This window comes from Streptomyces sp. KMM 9044, assembly GCF_024701375.2.
In the GTDB taxonomy this organism is placed as follows: Bacteria; Actinomycetota; Actinomycetes; order Streptomycetales; family Streptomycetaceae; genus Streptomyces.
Genome location: NZ_CP113910.1, coordinates 794846 through 812950 on the forward strand (window position 1 = coordinate 794846; position 18105 = coordinate 812950).

Sequence of the window (18105 nt, forward strand, 5' to 3'; positions counted from 1 at the left end):
CCCCGGGCGCCCGGGAACGGGGGCGCCCCACCGTCTCTCGTGAGAGGGTCGGGCGGACATGGCAGACTGATCGCGTGTTTGGGTGCGTTGGGGAGACGTGGCGTGAGTGAACGGCGGGCCGCACCCACGGTGGGCCAAGTGGTACTCGGCAGGCGGCTGCAGGAGCTGCGGGAGACGGCGGGCCTCACCCGCGAGGAGGCCGCCCGGGTCCTGCGGGTGGCTCCGGCGACCGTCCGGCGCATGGAAACGGCCGAGGTCGCGCTGAAGATCCCGTACATCCAGATTCTGCTGACGGCGTACGGGGTGTCCCAGAGCGAGGCTGCCACCTTCATCGGGCTCGCGGAGGACGCGAACCGTCCTGGCTGGTGGCAGCGGTTCCACGACGTGCTGCCCGAGTGGTTCAGCCTGTACGTGAGCCTCGAGGGCGCCGCCCGGGTCATCCGGTCCTACGAGCCGCACTTCGTGCCGGGGCTGCTGCAGACGGAGGACTACGCGCGTGCCGTCATGGAGGCCGGGACGATCGGGAACCAGGGGCCGGAGGCCGTCGAGCGGCATGTGTCGCTACGGCTGGAGCGGCAGCGGCTCCTGGAGCGCCGGGATCCGCCGCACCTGTGGGCGATCGTGGAGGAGACGGTCCTGCGGCGCCCGGTGTCGCTCGACGGCCGGGTGATGCGCGAGCAGTTCGACAAGCTGCTGGAGTGGTCCGAGCGGGACCGGATCACGCTGCAGGTCGCCGAATTCGCCGACGGCCCCCACCCGGGGACGTACGCGCCCTTCTCACTGTTCCGGTTCGCCGAGCCGGAGCTGCCCGACATGGTGTTCACCGAGTACCTGACCGGCGCCCTGTATCTGGACTCCCGCAAGGAGGTCTCGGTGCACCTGGAGGTGCTGGACCACATGACGGCGCGGGCCGCCTCCACCCAGCACACGCAGAAGCTGCTGCGGGAGTTCCGGGACAGTTACTGAGCTCCCCCGCGCCCACCCCTCCGGCTGCCTCCTGCCCCCTTGTCGTTCCCGTCGTTCCCGTCGTTCCCGTCGTTCCCGTCGTTCCCGTCGTTCCCGTCGTTCCCGTCGTTCCCGTCGTTCCCGTCGTTCCCGTCGTTCCCGTCGTTCCCGTCGTTCCCGTCGTTCCCGTCGTCGACGATCTCCGCGTCGACGACGCCGTCCCCGCCGTCCTCGCCGCCCTGTTCCCGCGGTGACCCATGCGGGCCTGCCTCGTCCGCGGACGACCGGGCTTCGCTCCCGGCCCCGCTCCGGGCGTCGGCCTGGGCGTACATCGCCTGGCCCATCCGCTGGCCGACCGCGGCGAGCTTCTCGGCGCCGGCACGCAGGGCGGCCGTGTCGGCGGGCCCGTCCAGCAGCGGCTTCAGCTCTGCGACGGCGCCCTCCACCTCGGCCCTGGTGTCGGAGGGAATCCGGTCCTCGTTGTCCCGGATGAACTTCTCGGTCTGGTAGACGAGTTGCTCGGCCTGGTTGCGGGTCTCGGCGGCCTCGCGGCGCCTGCGGTCCTCGTCGGCGTACTGCTCGGCCTCGCGCATCATGCGGTTGATGTCGTCCTGGGGCAGTGCCGAGCCGCCGGTGACGGTCATCTTCTGTTCCCGGCCGGTGGCGAGGTCCTTGGCGGAGACGTGCATGATGCCGTTGGTGTCGATGTCGAAGGCCACCTCGATCTGCGGGACGCCGCGCGGGGCCGGGGGCAGACCGGTCAGGTCGAAGACGCCGAGCTTCTTGTTGTACGCCGCGATCTCGCGTTCGCCCTGGTAGACCTGGATGCCGACCGAGGGCTGGTTGTCGGTGGCGGTGGTGAAGGTCTCCGAACGCCGGGTCGGGATGGTCGTGTTGCGCTCGATCAGCGTGGTCATGATGCCGCCCCTGGTCTCGATGCCCAGGGACAGCGGGGTGACGTCGAGAAGCAGCACGTCCTTCACGTCGCCGCGGATGACGCCCGCCTGGAGTGCCGCGCCGACGGCGACGACCTCGTCCGGGTTGACGCCCTTGTGCGGGTCCTTGCCGGTGAGTTCACGGACCAGCTCGGTGACGGCGGGCATACGGGTGGAGCCGCCGACGAGGATGACGTGGTCGATCGCGGAGAGCTTCACCCCGGCGTCCTTCACGGCCTGGTGGAAGGGTGTCTTGCAGCGCTCCAGCAGGTCGGCGGTGAGTTCCTGGAACTGGGCCCGGGTGAGTTTCTCGTCCAGGTGGAGCGGGCCCTCGGCGGTGGCCGTGACGTAGGGCAGGTTGACGGTGGTACCGGAGGAGGAGGACAGCTCGGTCTTGGCCTTCTCGGCGGCCTCCCGCAGCCGTTGCACGGCCATCCTGTCCCGTGCCAGGTCGATGCCGTGCCGGCTCTTGAAGCTCTGGGCGAGATGTTCGAGGAGTCGCTGGTCCCAGTCGTCGCCGCCGAGCCGGGTGTCGCCGTTGGTGGCCTTGACCTCGATGACGCCGTCGCCCATCTCCAGGAGCGACACGTCGAAGGTTCCGCCGCCCAGGTCGAAGACGAGGACGGTCTGCTCGTTCTCCTTGTCCAGACCGTATGCGAGGGCCGCCGCCGTGGGCTCGTTGATGATCCGCAGGACCTTCAGCCCGGCGATCTCCCCGGCCTCCTTGGTGGCCTGCCGCTGGGTGTCGTCGAAGTACGCCGGTACGGTGATCACGGCGTCGGTGACCTCCTCGCCGAGGTAGGCCTCGGCGTCCCGCTTCAGTTTCTGCAGCACGCGGGCGGACAGTTCCTGCGCACGGTAGCGGGTGCCGTCCACGGAGCCCTGGTCCGGGAAGTGCCACTGTCCGTCGCCCATGTGGCGCTTGACCGAGCGGGCGGTGCGGTCGACGTTCGTCACGGCCTGCCGCTTGGCCACCTCGCCGACCAGTACCTCCCCGTTCTTGGCGAAGGCCACGACGGAGGGGGTGGTCCTGGCTCCCTCCGCGTTCGTGACGACCGTGGACTCACCGCCCTCCAGCACGGCCACCACCGAGTTCGTGGTCCCCAGATCGATTCCGACCGCACGTCCCATCGCTGTCCCCTTCCGCCAGGGCACACCCCTTCGGACTTCCATCACAAAACTTGAGCGCGTCGTTGTCAACAGTTTGCCGGGACTGTTCGTCAACCACTCTCAACCGCTCGCTGCGCGCAGTTCCACGGCGCGGCGGGGGCGGTCGGTGATCAGTACGTCCACGCGCGGGTCGGTGAGGAAGGCGCGCATCGGGGCAGCGTCGTTGACCGTCCACACCATGGTGAACAGTCCGTTGCGGGCCGCCTCGCGCAGCGCCCCGCCGCGGGCGAGCCGCTGGTGCGCCGCGATTCCGTGGGCGCCGCAGGCACGGACCCGCCGCATGGGCAGCAGTTCACTCAACCGGGTGCGCGCCAGCCGGGCCCGCGGGACCCCGGCACCGTCCCGGCCGAGGGAGAGGGCGGTGCGTACGCCGGGGAAGGCCGTGGTGATCGCGGCGACAGAACGGTCCTCCAGGCTGGTGACGACGAACCCGTCCCGGCCGAGCAGGGCGATCGCTCGGTCGATCAGCTCCCGCTCGTGACCGGTCTCCTTCAGGTCGAGATGCCCGACGAGCTTCCCGGCGATCAGCTCCATGACGTCGTCCACGACGGGAACGGGGTACCCGGCGCGCGCGCGGAGTTCGGCGTGGGTGAGCGCGGCCAGCGGCGGGCCGGTGCCTCCCGCACGGGCGTCGTGGTGGACGACGAAGATCCCGTCCGCCGTGCGCCGTACGTCGAACTCGACGTACTCCGCGCCGGACCGCAGGGCGTCCTCGTAGGCCTCCCGGGTCGCGGGCGCGGCGCGTTCGGAGCCTCCCCGGTGCGCGGAGACGGCGGGCCGTGACGTCATACGGAGCGGCTCCCTGTCTTCGGGATCTTCGAGGACACGGACGCGGCGCAGGCCGCCCCCCTGCGGAGCGGCCTGCGGGTGTCTCCGTACGTCCTGCGTGCAGGGCGAGCGGGTGGGTCAGGAGAGCTTCGCCGTCAGGGTGATCTCGGTCCCCTTCAGCGCCTGGCTGACCGGGCAGTTGACCTTGGCGTCCTCGGCGGCGGCGAGGAAGGCGGTCTCGTCCAGGCCGGGGACGGTGCCCTCGACGGTGAGGTGGATGCCGGTGATGCCCGTACCGGGTACGAAGGTGACGTCGGCGGAGGTCACCAGGCGGGCCGGCGGGTTGCCGGCCTTGTCGAGGATGTTGGAGAAGGCCATCGAGTAGCAGCTGGAGTGCGCGGCGGCGATCAGCTCCTCGGGGCTGGTCCTGCCGTTCGCCTCCTCGGCGCGCGACGCCCACGTGACCGGCTGCTCGTCGATGCTGCCGGAGGAGTCGAAGGTGACGACCCCGTTGCCCTTGATGAGGTTGCCTTCCCAGACGGTGTGTGCGGAGCGCGTGGCTGCCATGACGCATCCTTTCGAAGAAGTCCGGCCGTGTGTCCGGCCGGGGCGGAAAGCGGTCGGGAGACTCCCGGGCCACCGGGTTCCCGGCCCCATCCGATCACACTACGGCTCGACGCGGCCGCAGGACCGGCGCCCCCGCGGCTGGGGGCGGGTGGCGCGCCGCCGGGCAGCCGTGCGGGCCGGTCACACGCGTTCCCCCGGGCTCTCCGACACCGACCGCGCCGTACGGAGACGACGCATCGAGCGGCGGCGTCTCCAGACGACCCACCAGAGGAATCCGAGCGTGCCGACCGCGAAGACCGCAGAGGGGACCACGGAGCCGCTGACGGCGCCGAGGACGAGCAGGCCGGCGGCGACGAGCCCCCTCAGGGCGAGCCAGTAGGGAAACCACCGGCCCGCGCGCTGTATGCGGTCGAGCTGGTCGTCGGCCAGCCGCCGCATGGCCGCCCGTTCCTCCGGGTCCGGCGGCACCTCGCCACGCCGTATCCCGCGGTTGAGGTCGGCGACCGCTCCCGGACCGACGCCCGCCGCCCGCCGCCCGTACGGAACGGCGGGCGGCGGGCGGCGGGCGGCGGGCGGCGGGCGGCGGGCGGCCAGGATCGCCACGGCCGCACCGGTGTAGAGCGTGGCCTGCACGATCCAGACCACGGGATGCTCGTCCCTGCGGAACGGGGCGGTGCCCCCCACACCCGGCGTGAGGATCAGCATCGCCCGGGCGGCGAGACTTCGGCCGAGCAAACGCTTGACGGCGGACACGCACCACCTCCTCGGACGGCCGGGACCACCACGGTCCGTCCCACATACCCCGCGTACGGCGGCCATGAGCGATCTGCCCCGGCGGCCGCCGCCCGTCCCAGGTCCTGTCTGGGGTCTCCCGTCGTCGCCCGAAGGGCGGCCTTGCGGCGTCTGGTGCGGTGCATCGGTGTGCGGCCGGGTACGCCCTCGTACCGCGGACGTACCCGGGTGATCCGGCCGTGCGGCGAGGTGCCGTGCCGGACGCCGCACGGCAGACGGGAAACTCCAGACAGGGCCTAGGCCGCCTGTTCCCGGTCCTGATCCGTCTTCAGCCCGGAGTCGTCCGACTCCTTCAGCCAGCGGCGCAGTACGTGGTGAACCTGCTCGGCGCCGGCGAGTTCCTCCCCGTCGGTGACCGGCGCGGACAGGACGACCGGAAAGAGCAGGAAGGGACGGGACTGGTCACCGCCGAGGCCTCCGTGGGAGCCGATCTGTTCCTCGAAGGCGAGCACCTCGCCGTCGGCGGGGTCGTGGGAGGAGTTGACCATGATGTCGGCGGTGTGCGGGAAGGAGTGGGTGCGGCGTACGGCGTCGGCGGCGCCCGGCCCGAACACGGCGAGCGGCCCGGGATCGTCGTCGAGTTCGTCCAGGGGGATCTCCGCGCCGTGTGCACCGAGCACGACGCCGTCGTGCCGCTGACTGCGGACCAGCAGGAAGCCGACGCCGGGATGGTGGGCGAGGGTCGGCAGCAGGGCGGGGTGGCGTGCGTCGATCTCCTCCTTGGTCATCCGGTGCGGCACGTCCGGGAAGGAGACCAGGCCGAGGTTGCCGGAGGCCAGGACGATGGGCTCGGAGCCGCGCGAGGGGCGGTACTGCTCGGTGCCCTCCTCGACCGGGCGGCGCAGCGCCGCCCGGACCGCCGCGCGGGCCTCGGCGCCGCTGCGGGTGCGCCGGGCGCGGCGCGGCACGGGCAGTCCGCAGCCGGCCCGCACCAGGTCGCCGAGGGTGAGGCCGTAGCGGGAGCGGAATGTCTCGCCGGGGCTCTGGCCGTGGTCGGAGAGGACCACGATCCGGTAGGGGCGGGGAGCGTGTTCGGCGACGTGCTCGATCAGGGCGAGGGAGCGGTCGAGGCGTTGCAGGACCTTCTCCGTGTCCCGGCCCGCGGGTCCGGAGTGGTGGGCCACCTCGTCGTAGGCGACCAGGTCCGCGTAGACGGAGGTACGGCCGGCGAGCAGGTCGCCCATGACGGCGGAGACGACCACGTCCCGTTCGACGACGGTCGCGAAGGCCCGTATGAAGGGGTAGAGCCCGCCGCGGGAGACACGCGGGAGCTGTTTGGTCCACCGGGCGCGGGTGGACTGGCCGATCTCGCGGATCACCTCGGCGGCGAAGGACAGGGCGGTGCGCACGGCGTTGGCCGGGTCGGAGAAGTAGGCGAAGTAGCCGGAGCGGGAGCGGTTCTCGCGGCTGCGGCGGCGGGTGGCGATGGACAGCACCAGGGCCTGTTCGTCGGCGCCGCCGCTGAACAGGTTGCCGCGGCTGGCGCCGTCGTCGGCGAGCAGTCCGGGGTGCCCGGCGTACCGGACGGCGCGCTGCTGGAGCTCCACCGCGCTGGTGGGGCGGTTGCAGACCACCACCTCCCGGCGATCCTTCTCGTACCAGCGGAAGGCGGGGACGTCGTGGTTGTTGCCGTGCAGGATGCCGAGCTGGCTGGCGCCGGTCTGGCTGGACCAGTCGGTGCGCCAGGGAATGAGCCGGTGGGAGTGGGGAAGGCCGGCGTCGCCGGTGCCGAGCCAGCGGGCGACGGTCGGCATCAGACCGTCGCCGACGGCGCGCAGCAGGACGTCGTGGCCGACGCCGTCCAGTTGCAGGAAGACGGTGCCGGGGGTGGCCGGGACGGGCGGTGTGGTGCGCCGGCGGCGGTCGGCGAGGCGGTAGAGGCGGCGGCGGTAGGCGTCGTCGTCGCGCACGGCGAGGGCGGCTCCGGTGGCGGAGGCCACGGCGGACATCACGGCGGCGACCACGACCGCGGTCTCCCAGGCGGCCGTGCCGCGTTCGACGGGGTTGAGCCGCAGCGCCACCAGCAGGAACACGCCGTTGAGGAAGAACACCAGCAGGCCGAGGACGAGCGCCGGTACGAGCAGCAGCAGGCGCACCAGCAGCGGCCACACCAGTGCCGACAGCAGGCCGAAGGCGCCGGCGCCGAGCGCCGCGGTGACCGCGATGTCGGTGGCGCTGTCACCGTCGGCGGAGCGCAGCCGGAAATCGGGGAGGATGCCGGCGAGCACCAGCATGGTGAGGGTGGCGACCGCCCACACCGTGACGCTCCGCCCGATCTGACTGGCGATCCGCCGCCACCGCACGCCACTCACGCCCAGTCCACCTCACGTCCCGGCCCGTTTGCCGCCAGGGCGGCCTGCGAACCGGCCCCCGCCCGTACTCATACCCTGTCACAACGCCCGGACGTGCCGTTTCGTCCCCCAGAACCCGTGGGCGGCGCCCCGGAGCCGGGCGGGCAGGACTCAACGGCCGTCGTAGCCCGCGGTCGGCATGGACAGGCGACGGTGCACCCGGGCCTTCATCGCGGCGTCGTACAGCGGTTCGGCGCGACCGACGGTCTCCACGCGCACCCCGCGCCGCGCGCACTCGGCGGTGAACTCCTCGGCGCAGGACAGGGCGCTCTCCAGCACCCGGCGGCTGGGTGCCACGAACAGGTCGGATCCGGGCCGTACGCCGTCCCACAGCACGCAGTGGTCGGGACGCAGGCCGCGCACCAGCAGCTCCTGGGTCACCACGTACCCGCGCTCGTCGGCCCAGCGGGCGCACATGGCGTGCTGGCTGCGGGAGTCCACGAGGAAGGGATCGGCGTCCAGTTCCTCCAGCGGCGTCAGACTCGCGATCACGACCACCCGCACCGGCCCCATGGCGCCCCCCTCACCTCCGGACTTCGCCGCCGACCCTACTCCTGCGCGTAGGCTTCGGGGAGTCGCAAAAGGAGGCGAAGCGGTGCCGGTGGAGATCACCTGGTGGGGGCACGCCACCTGCACGGTCGAGGATGCGCACACGCGCGTGATCACCGATCCTCTGTTCGCCCGCCGGTTCGCGCATCTGCGGCGTCGGCGCGGCGCGTTGCCGCCGCCGGATGCCCGGCACGCGGACCTCGCACTGGTCTCCCACCTGCATGCCGACCATCTGCACGTGCCGTCGCTGGCCCTGCTCGCCCCTGGCACGCACCTGCTCGTGCCCCGGGGCGCACGCCGTGCGGTGCCGGCGCTGCGCCGGCTCACGCATCTCAGGGTGAGCGAGGTGGCGCCCGGCGATGTCCTGACGGCGGGCGACCTGGTCGTACGGGCGGTGCCCGCCCGGCACGACGGTCGGCGGCTGCCGCTCGGGCGGCACCGCTCCCCCGCCCTGGGCTACGTCATGGAGGGCGAGGCGCGGACATACTTCGCCGGTGACACCGGGCTGTTCGACACGATGGCCGAGGAGGTCGGCCCGGTCGACGTGGCGCTGCTGCCGGTGGGCGGCTGGGGTCCGTACCTCGGCGAGGGGCATCTGGACGCGGCGCGCGCCGCCGAGGCGCTGGTCCTGCTGGGGGCGCGCAGCGCGGTGCCGGTGCACTACGGCACGTACTGGCCGATCGGCATGGACGCCGTGCGTCCGCACGAATTCCACTCGCCTGGCGACGAGTTCGTGCGGCGGGCGGCCGAGCAGGCGCCCGGGGTGCCGGTGCACCGGCTGGGGCACGGGGAGAGCGTGCGCCTGAGGGTTCCACGGTGATCCTGCCTGCCGCCCTGACGCAGGTGGCCGTACCGGCGACGGCGGCTCCGGACACCGCCCAGCAGGCGATCGGGTATCCCTCGCTGTTCCTGCTGGTGCTGATCGGGGCGCTGGTGCCGGTGGTGCCGACCGGAGCACTGGTCAGTTCGGCGGCGGTGGTCGCCTTCCACCGGGCGGCACCGATCTCGATGGTGCTGGTGTTCGCGACGGCGTCGCTGGCCGCGTTCCTCGGGGACATCGCGCTCTACTGGCTGGGGCGGCGCGGGATGCGGTCGCGGAACGGCTCGCGCTGGCTGAAGGCGATCCGTGCGCGGGCGCCGGAGGACCGGCTGAATCAGGCGCGGGAGAAACTCGCCGACCACGGCGTCTCGGTGCTGGTGCTGTCCCGGCTGGTGCCGGCAGGGCGTCTTCCGGTGATGCTGGCCTGCCTGATCGCCGAGTGGCCGATCCGCCGCTTCGTCCGCGGCAACCTGCCGGCCTGTCTGGCCTGGGCGGCGACGTACCAGCTGATCGGCGTCCTCGGCGGTTCGCTGTTCGACGAGCCCTGGCAGGGCGTGCTCACGGCGATCGTGCTGACCGTCCTGATCAGCGCGGCTCCGGGCGTGTGGCGTTACCTGCGGGGGCGGGCGGCGGCGCGATGATCAGCCGCGGCACGCCCCGCGGACGGCGGGCGGGCGGGGCGCTGAGCGGCTCTGGTCAGTCCAGGATGCGGGAGCCGCCGACGGGAAGGTCCCAGAGGTGCTCGCGGGGCAGGTCCGCCCGGTCCCAGGCGGCACGGACGCGGGTGAGGGGTTCCAGCACCGGTTCGGCGGAGAGGACGAACGTCGCCCAGTGCATGGGCGCCATCCGGCGCGCGCCGAGGTCACGGGCGGCACGGACCGCCTCCTCCGGGTCGCAGTGGACGTCCCTGAGCCACCAGCGCGGCTCGTAGGCGCCGATGGGCAGCAGGGCGAGGTCGATGCCGGGGTAGCGGCGGCCTATCCGGGAGAACCAGTGACCGTAGCCGGTGTCGCCGCCGAAGTAGACGCGCTGTCCGTCGGAGTCGGTGAGGACCCAGCCGCCCCACAGGGAGCGGCAGGTGTCGGTGAGGGTGCGCTTGGACCAGTGGTGGGCCGGCACGAAGTCGAAGCGGACGCCCTTCAGTTCGGCGGCCTCCCACCAGTCCAGCTCGGTGACGCGGGTGAACCGGCGGCGGTGGAACCAGCCGGCGAGCCCGGCCGGCACGAACACCGGGGTGTCGCGCGGGAGCCGGCGCAGCGTGGGGGCGTCCAGGTGGTCGTAGTGGTTGTGGCTGATGACGACCGCGTCGACGCGGGGCAGGGCCTCCCAGGCGACGCCGACGGGGGTGATGCGGGCCGGGGTGCCGAGGACGCGGCGGGACCAGACGGGGTCGGTGAGCACGGTGAGCCCGCCGATCCGCACCACCCAGCTGGCGTGCCCCACCCAGGTGACGGCGACCGTGCGGGTGCCGGCACGGGGCAGCGGGCCGGGGGCGTAGGGCAGTTGCGGTATGCCGGCGAGGCCCTGCGGGCCGGGTCTGGTGGAGCCCTCGCGGACGAGGCGGGCAAGCCCTTTCAGGCCGGGCAGCGGGGAGGTGAGCCGGTCGTGGAAGGTGCGCGGCCACACCCGCCGTTCGGCGAGCGGTCGGGGTGCGGCGAGCGGCGGGTACGGGGCCGGGAAGGAGCCGGCCGCCGGGCCGGCGGGGTCCGGGCCGTCTGCGTGCGGGGTGGTGTTCGTGGTCGACTCGGACTGCTGTGTCATCGATGAGACTCCCCTCGCCGGGCGTCATCGCGGAGATCTTCGAAGACCGTCTTCAGGTGGATCAATGTGCTTCGCAGGTGCGGGGTTTCCAACGGCGCAGAGGATCCGAGGCATTCCGCGCGCCCCTCAGCGGTGCCGCCGAGCAGGGGCGCGGTGGACAGGCGTACGCGGAGGGCTTCGAGGTCGTCGCCGAAGCGGTGGCCGCCCGCCGCGGGCATGCCGAGCCGTCCGGTGAGGAAGTCCTCCAGCTCCTGTGCGTCGCCGACACCGTGCGCGGCGAGTGCCGGGGTCAGCGGCGCGAGGTCGACGTACAGGTGCCGCCCGGCCTGCGGGGGCCGGGCCAGGGCTCCCGCGCCGACCACCGCGTCGCGGGCGGCTGCGGCCACGCGCGCGTGCAGGCGTACGGCGGCTGCCACCCGCGCGGTGACCGGTTCCGGCTCGGACAGCGCGTAGGCGGCAGCCGCGGCGACCGGGGTGGCGACCCGCGCGTCGAGCGCGGTCAGGAGGTCGAGCACGCGCGCGTGCAGCGCGCCGCCCGCCGCGCCCGCCGGGAAACGGGCGACCGCGGCGGGCCAGCCGGGCGGGAGCAGGGCGCCCGCCAGGTCGGTGACCACGGTGACCTGTTCGGGCAGCATCTCGGCGGGACTGAGCAGCACGGTGTCGCGCGGTGCGTGCAGGGTGTCGCGCCAGGTCTCGTCGCTCACCAGGTGCAGCCCTTCGCCGACGGCGGCCTCGAGGGTCTCGTGCAGCAGCTCGGGCGGAGCGACGGTGGCGGTGGGGTCGTCGGCGACGGAGAGCACCAGCAGGCGGGGGTCTCCGCCCTCGGCACGCAGCCGCCGCACGGTCTCCAGCAGGGCGTACGGATCGGGGACGCCTCCGCTCTCGGCGGGCGTCGGCACATGGAAGGCGGGGCGGCCGAGCAGCCGGGCGTAGGGGGCCCACCAGGCGGCGCAGGGCCGGGGCACCAGTACGTCCCCGCCGATCGCCGCGGTGAGCGCCGTGAGCAACGCGGGCGCGCCGGGGCCGGCGGCCACCCGGTCCGGCGCGGCGGGCAGCCCGCGCCTGTCGCCGTGGCCGCACGCGGCGTCCAGCAAGGCCGGGCCGCCGCCGACCGGCTCGACCTCCGGGCGGGACGCAGCGGCGGCGAGGACCACGGCCAGTTCGGGCAGCACGGGCAGCCCGTCCTCGGGCAGCGCCGGCCCGAAACGGACGGGGCCGTGGCCCTCGGGGTCCGTCCGCCGCATACGCACCTCCACGCGTTGTCCGGTGTCAGTACCCACAGTGCCCACCCCCACTCCGGTCCATGTCCCGGCCGGGAGGACCGGGTGCGAGGGCCGGCCGGTCGCAGGAGGCCGCTCGGGGGAGACGGGCGAGACATCAGTGGTCCGTACGCCTGCCCCTGCCCCGGTGGAGCCGGTGGGCGGCGGCGCCGAACGCGCCCGCGACCAGCAGCCCGCCCGCGACGAGGGCGGGGGCGGAGTCGGTGAACCCGCCGCCCGTTCCCGCGTGGACGCCTCCCGGAACGGTGGGGCCGCCGCAGTGGGCACGCTCGGACGGAAGGCAGGGCGAGGGGGAGGGGAGGGGAGGGGGAGGGCTTGTGGGAGGGGGACGGCGCGCGGGAGGGGGTGCCAGAACCGTCCGGAGGGCGGGCGGCGACGGTGAAGGGGGCACTCCACGGCTTGCCCTTCCCGCCGGATGCGGCGGGGCACGTGCCCTCGACGGTCCACGCGGAGCCGCCGCCCACCGCGCCGACGGCGTCGAGCGCGCCGAACGCTTCGGGAGTGAGCGCGTCGAGCGCACCCTCGACAGGGCCCTCCGCGCTCCCCATGCCCTCGGCGTCCTCCGTACCCTCGGCGTCCTCCATGCCCTCGGCGTCCTCCATGCCCTCGGCGTTCTCCGTACCCTCGGCGTCCTCCATGCCCTCGGCGTCCTCCATGCCCTCGGCGTCCTCCGTACCCTCGGCGTTCTCCATGCCCTCGGCGTTCTCCGTACCCTCGGCGTCCTCCATGCCCTCGGCGCCTCCGTCGATCCCCTCGCCGAGTTCCTCGTTCAGGTCGTCGTCCAGGCCCTCGTCCCGGTCCTCGTAGAGCTCATCATCGAGTTCGCCGCCGAGGAGTTCGTCCTCCCGGGTCCCTGCCGTGCCCTCCGCATCCAGGGCGTCCCGGATGTCCGCGGTGCCGCGGTAGGTCGGACCGGACTCCTCCTCGCCGACGCCGGCGACCTTCTTCAGTTCGACGACCTCCCCGTCGAAGGCCTCCGAAGTCGCCTCGAGGGTCTGCGGCGGGGGCACGCCGGTCGGATCGCAGAAGACCGAGACGGTGACGGTGCCGCCGGGGGCCACGCTGCCCGGGCCGACCTCGGCGGACGGGTCCGCGGACGCGGCGGGCGCGAGCACGTTGAGGACGGTGCCGACGGCTGCGGCGAGGGTCAGGGCACGGGCGGTGCGGCGCATGGTGCGGGCTCCTTCGGGCGGCGGCCGGGGCACGGCGTCCCGTTCGACGGCCGCGGGGGTGATCCCACGTCGGCGGGGCACGGGGGGCGCGCCCCGCATCCATCACAGTCCCCCGGCCACCGCATCGCGCGCGGCCGGGCCCCATTCGCGGGACGCGCACGCCCGAGCGGGTGAAACCCTCGTGTGCCGGAACCCGTACGGCGGATCAAGCACTACCGGGGATCCGTCCTGGTTCCGCCCGGACGGCCGGCGCGGCGAGCGTGACCCCGGCCCGGATGCCCGCGTCCTGCGGTGGAGTGACGCCGCCGGGGCCGCTCGGGCGGGCCGGGCGGCAGGGGTTCCTCGTAACGGCCCCGCATCAGCGGAGCGCCGAGCACGAGCGACGGAACGAGCGCGGCGAGCACCGCCGCGGCCGGTCCCTTTCCAAGGAGACACGTGGGGGCGCGGAGGAGCGGGCGAACCGGGTCTCCCCCAGCCCCCGGCACAAACCGGCGGCGCACGAGCCCACGGGTGAAGACGATGACGATCCACCCGGTGAACCCCGTGTCGGTCCCCGCTGTCCGGGTACGCGGTGCGGACCCCGAGCCATCTGGAGGGAAACATGCAGCGAGGCAGTGACCGGCTGAGCGCTCACCGCGACGACGAGATGAAGCACGAGCTGCAGGGCATGCTGAGGTCGGGGCACCCCACCCGAACCGAGGAGTGGAACGATCCGGAGCCGTCCGCCGAGGACGACCCGGAGGTGGCGCACGGTCCGGTGACGCCGAGCCGCGCGCCGACGTCGCTGGAGTCGGTGCGGCTGGAGCTGGCCAGGATCCTGGGCCGTGGGGCGTTCCCCGCGGGCCCGCGCGAGCTGATGCGCACCCTGAGCCGGCGGTACGCCCCCGACACGCTCGTCGAGGCACTGGAGCGGCTGCCGCGGCAGGCCCGCTACGACAGCGTCCAGGAACTGGCCGAGGCGCTGACCCGGCCCCGGGAGACGGAGAACGCCTAGGCACCCGGTTCCCCCTCCCCCGACACCATCCGAACGACTCATACGAAAAGGACGGAGCGCACCATGCGCATCGCATTCCTCGTCGCGCCCGAAGGCGTCGAGCAGGTCGAGCTGACCGAGCCGTGGCAGGCGGCCGTGGACGCCGGTCACGAACCCGTGCTCGTGTCGACGCAGTCCGGCAGCATCCAGGCCCTCAACCACCTCGACAAGGCGGACACCTTTCCCGTGCAGGAGGTCGTCGGCGACACGTCGGCCGACGCCTTCGACGGGCTGGTACTGCCGGGCGGCGTGGCCAACCCGGACCTCCTGCGCACGGACGGGAAGGCCGTCGCGTTCGTGCGGGACTTCGCCGGGCAGGGGCGGCCGGTCGCCGCGATCTGCCACGCGCCCTGGACCCTCATCGAGGCGGACGTGGTCCGCGGCAGGGAACTGACCAGCTGGCCCAGCCTCGAAACCGACCTGCGCAACGCCGGTGCCACCTGGGTCGACGAGCAGGTGAAGGTCTGCGACCACGGCCCCGGCAAGCTGGTCACCAGCCGCAAGCCGGACGACCTCGAGGCGTTCTGCGAGACGTATCTCCAGGTCTTCACCGCGGAAGCGGACGCGAGGGCCGCCTGAGGCCGACGGCCCTCCCGATCGTGCGGCCCTCCCGGGCCCCCGCCCGGGAGGGCCGCACGGCGCCCGGACGAGGGCTCGGCGCCCGGAGGAAGGTCAGGTGCCCGACGTCGTGGGGGTCATGGAGGCCCCCCCGGCCGCGCCGGTCCGCTCGCGGGCGCCTTCGCGCGTGCGGGCCGCCGCCACCCGGCGGCGGGGGTTGCGGCGCAGGTACTCGCCCTCCAGCTGCGCCATGCGCTCGTTGTGGGCCCGCAGCGCGCCGTTGGCTGCGTACAGCAGAGTGTCGTGACGCGTCCGGTGAATGGTTTCCAGCTCCTTCATGAGCTGCTGGTCGTCCAGGCGGTTCGGCTCGACTCCGGTCATCGTGTGCCCCGCTCGTCGTGTGCGTCCTGCGGTCCGGGTACCCGCCGGGGAAGGCCACGGGCCCCGCGTCCCTGCATCCACTCTACGAACATCCCGGCCACCGGGCCCGTTCCGCCTACCGGGCCCGGTCCACCCGGCGCTCGTCCCACACCGGTTCGGAGGTCTCCCGGACCCTGCCGTCGCTGCCGAAGACCAGGTAGCGGTCGAAGGAGCGGGCGAACCAGCGGTCGTGCGTGACGGCCAGCACCGTGCCCTCGAACGCCTCCAGGCCCTCCTGGAGCGCCTGGGCCGACTCCAGGTCCAGGTTGTCGGTCGGCTCGTCGAGCAGCAGGGCCGTGACGCCCTGGAGCTCGACGAGCAGGATCTGGAACCTGGCCTGCTGGCCGCCGGAGAGCCGGCCGAAGGTCTGCTCGGCCTGGCCGGTCAGTTCGTAGCGGCGTAGCCGGGACATGGCGGCGCCCCGGTCCTGGGCGTGCTCCTTCCACAGGATGTCCAGGAGGGTGCGGCCTTCCAGCTCGGGGTGCGCGTGCGTCTGCGCGAAGTGTCCGGGGACGACACGGGCACCGAGCCGCCAGCCGCCGGTGTGGCTCACGTCGTCCCCGGCGAGCAGGCGCAGGAAGTGCGACTTGCCGGAGCCATTGGAACCGAGCACGGCGGCCCGCTCCCCGTAGAAGACCTCCAGGTCGAACGGCTGCATCAGGCCGGTGAGTTCGAGCTGCTCGCAGGTGACCGCGCGGACTCCGGTCCGGCCGCCCTTCAGACGCATCCTGATGTCCTGCTCACGCGGCGGCTCCGGTGGCGGGCCGGCCTCCTCGAACTTGCGCAGCCGGGTCTGCGCCGCCTGGTACCGGGACGCCATGTCGTGGCTTACGGAGGCGGCCTGACGGAGGTTGAGCACCAGCTTCTTCAGCTGGGCGTGCTTCTCGTCCCACCGCCTGCGCAACTCCTCGAAGCGGGCGAAGCGTTCACGGCGGGCCTCGTGGTACGTGGCGAATCCGCCGCCGTGCACCCAGGCGTCGGCGCCGGCGGGACCCGGTTCGAGGGAGACGATGCGCTGGGCGGCGCGGGCGAGCAGTTCGCGGTCGTGAGAGACGAACAGCACGGTTTTACGGGTCTGTTCGAGCCGTTCCTCCAGCCAGCGTTTGCCGGGCACGTCGAGGTAGTTGTCGGGCTCGTCGAGGAGCAGGACCTCGTCGGTGCCGCGCAGGAGCGCCTCGAGGACCAGCCGTTTCTGCTCGCCTCCGGAGAGGGTGCGCACCTGGCGCCACTGCGCCTTGTCGTACGGGACTCCGAGCGCGGCCGTCGTGCACATGTCCCAGAGCGTCTCGGCCTCGTAGCCACGCGCCTCGGCCCAGTCGGCAAGTGCCTGCGCGTACTCCATCTGGGCGGCCTCGTCGTCCACGGTGAGGAGGACGTCCTCGGCCTTGTCGACGGCGCGGGCCGCTTCGCGGATCCGGGGGGCGGCGACGGAGACGAGGAGGTCGCGCACGGTCGTCCCGTCCCGTACGGAGCCCACGAACTGGCGCATGACGCCGAGGCCTCCGCTGACCGTGACCGATCCGCCGTGCGGCTTCAGCTCGCCGGAGAGAAGGCGCAGGAGCGTCGTCTTGCCCGCGCCGTTGGGTCCGACCAGGGCCATGACGGCCCCTTCCCCCACCCGGAAGGACACGTCGCCCAGGAGCGCCCTCCCGTCGGGAAGGGAGTACTCCAGATACGCGGCTTCGAGGTGACCCATGAGAGGCGATTGTCCGGGGCCTCGACGCAGGCGGCAAACCGTTTCGGCCGCCGGGCACGCACGTGCCCGGCGGCCGCAGCCCTCGGTCCATAATACGGAACCACAGTCTCACCATACGGTTGATACGCCTACTGTGTCGGTCACGCGGGAAAACCGGGAACCCCAGAACGCGACGAGAAGGGACGGGCCCCTCATGTCCGCACCGCAGGAGACAGCCGTCTACACCCACGGGCACCACGAATCGGTGCTCCGGTCGCACACCTGGCGGACGGCGGCCAACTCGGCGGCGTACCTCCTCGGGGCGCTGGAGCCCTCCTCACGGATCCTGGACATCGGCTGTGGCCCCGGCACCATCACCGCGGACCTGGCCGCGCTCGTCCCCGACGGGCACGTCACCGGGCTCGACCGGGCGCCGGGCGTCCTGGAGCAGGCCCGCTCCACGGCCGGCGAGCGGGGCCTGACGAACACCACGTTCACGGTGGGCGACGTGCACGCGCTGGACTTTCCGGACGACACGTTCTCCGTGGTGCACGCCCATCAGGTGCTCCAGCACGTGGGCGATCCGGTGCGGGCGCTGCGCGAGATGAAGCGGGTGACCGGGCCGGGCGGTGTCGTCGCCGTCCGCGACGCGGACTACGCGGCGATGACCTGGTATCCCCTGTCCCGGGGCATGGACGACTGGCTGGACCTGTACCGGCGGGTGGCGCGGGCCAACGGGGGCGAGCCGGACGCGGGACGGCGGCTGAAGTCCTGGGCACTGGCCGCGGGGTTCAAGGACATCACCACGGCCTCGGGCACCTGGACCTACTCGACCGCCGAGGAACGGGCCTGGTGGAGCGGCCTGTGGGCCGACCGCACGGTGGCGTCGGAGTACGCCGAGCGGGCCACCGGACAGGGCCATGCGACCGGCGGGGAACTGAAGGCCGTGGCGGACGCCTGGCGGGCGTGGGGCGCGCGGGACGACGGATGGTTCAGCGTGCTGCACGGAGAAATCCTCTGCCGCAAGGAAGCGTGAAACGAGAATTCCGGGAAACCAGGAGTCCAGGAGGTCAAAACAATGGTTCCTGTTCTGCTCGTACTGCTTCTGGCTCTGGTTCTTTTCGGCGCCGGATTCGCCGTGAAGGCACTCTGGTGGATCGCGTTGGCGGTGCTTGTCCTGTGGTTGCTGGGATTCTTCATGCGCGGCACGTCCGCGAGCGGCGGCAAGGGCCGTTGGTACCGGTGGTGAGATGACGAAAGCCCAGGGGGCCGACTCGGGACCCGAGCCCCCGAAGCCCTGAGGGCTACC

The 18105-nt window shown here is 73.0% G+C and carries 17 protein-coding genes and 1 pseudogene; 8 read left to right on the top strand and 10 right to left on the bottom strand.

Annotated features, from left to right (window positions below; translation table 11 throughout):
* The first annotated feature begins 102 nt into the window (after nucleotides 1-102).
* The gene (locus HUV60_RS03625; protein ID WP_257852331.1) at nucleotides 103-966 is read left to right on the top strand and encodes a helix-turn-helix domain-containing protein; all 864 of its coding nucleotides are present in this window, start codon (nucleotides 103-105) and stop codon (nucleotides 964-966) included.
* On the opposite strand, the gene dnaK is transcribed toward HUV60_RS03625, so the two are convergent.
* From dnaK to HUV60_RS03655, 6 genes are all read right to left on the bottom strand, one after another.
* Nucleotides 960-3011, bottom strand: coding sequence for a molecular chaperone DnaK (dnaK, locus tag HUV60_RS03630; protein ID WP_269441116.1), 2052 nt, complete (start codon nucleotides 3009-3011; stop codon nucleotides 960-962). The genes HUV60_RS03625 and dnaK overlap by 7 nt on opposite strands.
* Nucleotides 3012-3110: 99 nt before the next feature.
* A complete protein-coding gene (locus HUV60_RS03635; protein WP_257852329.1) occupies nucleotides 3111-3839 on the bottom strand; it encodes a glycerophosphodiester phosphodiesterase family protein in 729 nt (242 codons plus the stop codon).
* A 117-nt stretch (nucleotides 3840-3956) separates the two neighbouring features.
* On the bottom strand, nucleotides 3957-4385 hold the full coding sequence (locus tag HUV60_RS03640; RefSeq protein WP_257852327.1) for an OsmC family protein: 429 nt from the start codon (nucleotides 4383-4385) through the stop codon (nucleotides 3957-3959).
* Between the two features lie 180 nt (nucleotides 4386-4565).
* Nucleotides 4566-5138: a hypothetical protein gene (locus HUV60_RS03645; protein WP_257852325.1), complete on the bottom strand. Its 573-nt coding sequence runs from the start codon at nucleotides 5136-5138 to the stop codon at nucleotides 4566-4568.
* A 275-nt stretch (nucleotides 5139-5413) separates the two neighbouring features.
* Nucleotides 5414-7435, bottom strand: coding sequence for an alkaline phosphatase family protein (locus HUV60_RS03650; RefSeq protein ID WP_257853143.1), 2022 nt, complete (start codon nucleotides 7433-7435; stop codon nucleotides 5414-5416).
* A 204-nt stretch (nucleotides 7436-7639) separates the two neighbouring features.
* On the bottom strand, nucleotides 7640-8041 hold the full coding sequence (locus tag HUV60_RS03655) for a hypothetical protein (protein WP_257852323.1): 402 nt from the start codon (nucleotides 8039-8041) through the stop codon (nucleotides 7640-7642).
* A gap of 82 nt (nucleotides 8042-8123) precedes the next feature.
* Between HUV60_RS03655 and HUV60_RS03660 the strand changes: the two genes are divergently transcribed.
* Nucleotides 8124-8897 carry an MBL fold metallo-hydrolase gene (locus tag HUV60_RS03660; protein ID WP_257852321.1) on the top strand — a complete coding sequence of 258 codons (774 nt, stop codon included), beginning with the start codon at nucleotides 8124-8126 and terminating at the stop codon, nucleotides 8895-8897.
* Nucleotides 8894-9538, top strand: a complete 645-nt coding sequence (locus HUV60_RS03665) for a DedA family protein (protein ID WP_443047210.1) — start codon at nucleotides 8894-8896, stop codon at nucleotides 9536-9538. The genes HUV60_RS03660 and HUV60_RS03665 overlap by 4 nt, the downstream gene beginning before the upstream one ends.
* A gap of 55 nt (nucleotides 9539-9593) precedes the next feature.
* Here the strand turns inward: HUV60_RS03665 and HUV60_RS03670 are convergent, their stop codons facing one another.
* Both HUV60_RS03670 and HUV60_RS03675 read right to left on the bottom strand, forming a co-directional pair.
* Nucleotides 9594-10658: an MBL fold metallo-hydrolase gene (locus HUV60_RS03670; RefSeq protein ID WP_257852320.1), complete on the bottom strand. Its 1065-nt coding sequence runs from the start codon at nucleotides 10656-10658 to the stop codon at nucleotides 9594-9596.
* Entirely contained in the window at nucleotides 10655-11902 is a 1248-nt protein-coding gene (locus HUV60_RS03675) for an aminotransferase class I/II-fold pyridoxal phosphate-dependent enzyme (RefSeq protein ID WP_257852315.1), read from the bottom strand. Before HUV60_RS03675 ends, HUV60_RS03670 begins: the two co-directional genes overlap by 4 nt.
* Nucleotides 11903-12255: 353 nt before the next feature.
* On the opposite strand from HUV60_RS03675, the gene HUV60_RS03680 reads away from it, so the two are divergent.
* The 3 genes from HUV60_RS03680 to HUV60_RS03690 all read left to right on the top strand — a co-directional run bounded on the left by HUV60_RS03680 (nucleotide 12256) and on the right by HUV60_RS03690 (nucleotide 14722).
* Nucleotides 12256-13284: a hypothetical protein gene (locus HUV60_RS03680; protein ID WP_269441117.1), complete on the top strand. Its 1029-nt coding sequence runs from the start codon at nucleotides 12256-12258 to the stop codon at nucleotides 13282-13284.
* Between the two features lie 427 nt (nucleotides 13285-13711).
* Nucleotides 13712-14104 (top strand): DUF2795 domain-containing protein, encoded by a 393-nt coding sequence (locus tag HUV60_RS03685; RefSeq protein ID WP_257852312.1) that lies wholly within the window; start codon nucleotides 13712-13714, stop codon nucleotides 14102-14104.
* Between the two features lie 63 nt (nucleotides 14105-14167).
* Nucleotides 14168-14722, top strand: coding sequence for a type 1 glutamine amidotransferase domain-containing protein (locus HUV60_RS03690; RefSeq protein ID WP_257852311.1), 555 nt, complete (start codon nucleotides 14168-14170; stop codon nucleotides 14720-14722).
* A gap of 93 nt (nucleotides 14723-14815) precedes the next feature.
* Here HUV60_RS03690 and HUV60_RS03695 read toward each other — a convergent pair.
* Nucleotides 14816-15159 (bottom strand): annotated as a pseudogene (locus HUV60_RS03695) (DUF6158 family protein).
* A gap of 38 nt (nucleotides 15160-15197) precedes the next feature.
* A complete protein-coding gene (locus tag HUV60_RS03700; RefSeq protein WP_257852308.1) occupies nucleotides 15198-16817 on the bottom strand; it encodes an ABC-F family ATP-binding cassette domain-containing protein in 1620 nt (539 codons plus the stop codon).
* A gap of 193 nt (nucleotides 16818-17010) precedes the next feature.
* On the opposite strand from HUV60_RS03700, the gene HUV60_RS03705 reads away from it, so the two are divergent.
* Together HUV60_RS03705 and HUV60_RS03710 are read left to right on the top strand one after the other, a co-directional pair.
* Nucleotides 17011-17832 carry a class I SAM-dependent methyltransferase gene (locus HUV60_RS03705; RefSeq protein ID WP_257852307.1) on the top strand — a complete coding sequence of 274 codons (822 nt, stop codon included), beginning with the start codon at nucleotides 17011-17013 and terminating at the stop codon, nucleotides 17830-17832.
* A gap of 42 nt (nucleotides 17833-17874) precedes the next feature.
* Nucleotides 17875-18045 (top strand): hydrophobic protein, encoded by a 171-nt coding sequence (locus tag HUV60_RS03710; protein WP_257852306.1) that lies wholly within the window; start codon nucleotides 17875-17877, stop codon nucleotides 18043-18045.
* The last annotated feature ends 60 nt before the right edge of the window (nucleotides 18046-18105 follow it).